Annotated in this window: 3 protein-coding genes; 2 read left to right on the top strand and 1 reads right to left on the bottom strand. The window is 39.2% G+C overall.

Features of this window, described 5'->3' with window-relative positions:
- Together V7147_RS15260 and motB are read left to right on the top strand one after the other, a co-directional pair.
- The coding region (locus V7147_RS15260; RefSeq protein ID WP_335368697.1) for a MotA/TolQ/ExbB proton channel family protein at positions 1–321 on the top strand (321 nt) is incomplete at its 5' end.
- Positions 314–1,090: a flagellar motor protein MotB gene (gene motB / locus V7147_RS15255; RefSeq protein ID WP_335368696.1), complete on the top strand. Its 777-nt coding sequence runs from the start codon at positions 314–316 to the stop codon at positions 1,088–1,090. The genes V7147_RS15260 and motB, both read left to right, overlap by 8 nt.
- A 111-nt stretch (positions 1,091–1,201) precedes the next feature.
- Here motB and V7147_RS15250 read toward each other — a convergent pair.
- Positions 1,202–2,457, bottom strand: a 1,256-nt coding sequence (locus V7147_RS15250) for a bifunctional metallophosphatase/5'-nucleotidase (protein ID WP_335368695.1), incomplete at its 5' end; no start/stop codon positions are given.

Below are 2,457 nucleotides of genomic sequence, written 5' to 3'. Positions count from 1 at the left end.
GGGGTATTGGGTGCAGTTGTCGGGCTGATCGCCGCATTGAGCCATATGGATAATACCGATGAACTGGGCAAAGCCATTTCAGCCGCTTTCATTGCGACAATGTTGGGGATTTTCACAGGATATGTGTTATGGCATCCATTTGCAAATAAGTTAAAACAAAAATCAAAGCAAGAAATAAAAATCAAAGAAGTCATGATTGAAGGCGTATTGTCTGTTCTTGAAGGTCAATCACCACGTGCAATCGAACAAAAGCTTTCAATGTATCTATCAAATAAGGATCGCGGAAAGGTTTTGACTGAAGGTGAAATGATAGATGGCTAAAAAAAGACGTAAACCAAAACACGATGAACATATGGATGAATCATGGTTGGTGCCATATGCCGATATTTTAACATTATTACTCGCTCTGTTCATTGTTCTGTTTGCTGCAAGTAATGTGGATGCGCAGAAATTCCAAAAACTCGCAAGCTCCTTTAATACTGTCTTTAAGGGCGGTACTTCTTTCTTAGAACATGAGAGTCCAGTGCCTGTTGAAATTGACACTGTTGCAATCGCAAAAGACAAAGAAAAAGAAAAAGAAAAAGAAAAAGAAAAAGAAAAAGAAAGAGAAAAACAAGAGCAAGAAGAACTAAAAGAATTGCAACAAAAGATCAATAGCTATATCACCGATAATGGCTTAAATTTAAGTCTTACAACCCGTTTATCAGATGAAGGTTTGCTCGTTACGATTCAGGATGGTGCTTTCTTTGATTCTGGAAGCGCACAAGTCAGATCAGAGGATGTTATGCTAGCACGCGAAATTTCAGATCTGTTGGTCATGAATCCTCCGCGCAATATCATTGTAAGTGGGCATACTGATGCGGTTCCTATAAAAAATCGTGAATTTAAAAGCAATTGGCATTTAAGTGTCATGCGTTCGATTAATTTTATGAGTATTCTCTTAGAAAATAATAAGCTAGATCCTAGACTATTTAGTGCACGAGGTCTTGGTGAGTATGAGCCTGTTGCGACAAATGAAACAGCTGAAGGACGAAAACTTAATCGACGTGTTGAGGTTTTAATCCTACCGAATGTCGAACAGCCAAAATAACTAAGTAAGAAAAGCGCAAGGTGCACAGCTTTAGGCGACAAGCACAAGACAAGCGTTTCTTGATCTAGACATATGAAAGCCCACGGAATTTAGTTTCCGTGGGTTTTTACTTTACCAAATAACCTTCCAATTTTGATTAACCGTGGCTTCAATTGTTCCTCTTTCAAGGATGTAATTTGCGATCAACTCCGACATATCAAGAGGAACATCCTTAATAATTGGCTTATCCTTGAACATGACATATTCCCCCCCACCGCCGGCGCGGTAGTTGTTCATGACAACATCATACTCACCATCTAGTTGAACGGGTTCATCCTTATAGGTTAGCACAACGACACGCTCTCCAATTGGCTTTGAAATATCGAAAGTATAGTCAATTCCTTCCCACATATCATAATTGTAATGCTGTGGCTTTGGGGTCGTGAATGAAGGATTAACCGTTACTTCGCCATTTTCAACCATAAAATAGCTCGCACTTCTTTCTAATGCGTCCTTTATATCCTTCCCACTAATTCGGATGACCTTTAGCGTATTAGGATAAATATAACTGGAGACAACGTCCCTCATTGTAATATTGGATGGAAACCCTTTTGTGACATTATTAAAAAGGGCTGTATTTGAGATCGAAACTTTAGCAGCATCCATTTGCACTTTATTAATAAATTCCACGAGTGCATGATCCTTTAGGCGAACTTTCAGTGGATCATCAATTACCATGTCTCCAATAACTTGGCCGATAGGTTGATCCAACCATGCCTGTGTCTCAGCCTCATATTCTTTTACTAACAGTAGGGAGCTTTCATCCGCTTCGATTTCGTCTACAAAAACGAGTTCAGGAATTGCATCTATAATAGCCCATTTGTCTTCATTTTTCGTAAGTGTAAGGGTGACTTTACCAATTGCTTGACCATTAAAGCTTGGCTGCACAATCGGTACACCTCTTACTTTTCCAGCTAGAGACCTGTGTTGATGACCAGTTAATAAAAGATCAATGCCCTCAATTTCCTCGCAAATACGGTACCCCTGATTTTCCCCAGTTAGCTTTTCAGTAGGTTCACCCGTTTCAAGGTCTGCTTCAAATCCACCATGGTAGGACACAAGCATTAAATCAGGTTCTTCCTCTTTACGAATTTTTTCCACCCATTTTTTCGTTGATTCAAATGTATCTTCAAACGTTAAGCCTTTAATATTTTCAGGATTCTCCCAATTTGGGATATAGTGTGTGGTTACACCAAGAATTGCAGCCTTTATGCCATCCTCAAGCTCAATGGTTATATACGGTTTGCCAATAAAGGGTTCACCGTTTTCATTTAAAATATTAGCAGATAGCCACGGAAAATTTGATTCGTTTATGGCTCGAACTAAAA

The sequence above is a fragment of the Bacillus sp. JJ1521 genome (assembly GCF_036965165.1).
Lineage (GTDB): Bacteria > Bacillota > Bacilli > Bacillales > Bacillaceae_L > Ferdinandcohnia.
Note: the sequence above shows the minus strand (reverse complement) of the source record. Positions and strands in the feature narration are given on the sequence as shown.

What these genes read in the sequence shown, in the direction of transcription:
- motB (WP_335368696.1), top strand. Translation starts at nt 314, where the DNA reads ATGGCTAAAAAAAGACGTAAACCAAAACACGATGAACATATGGATGAA.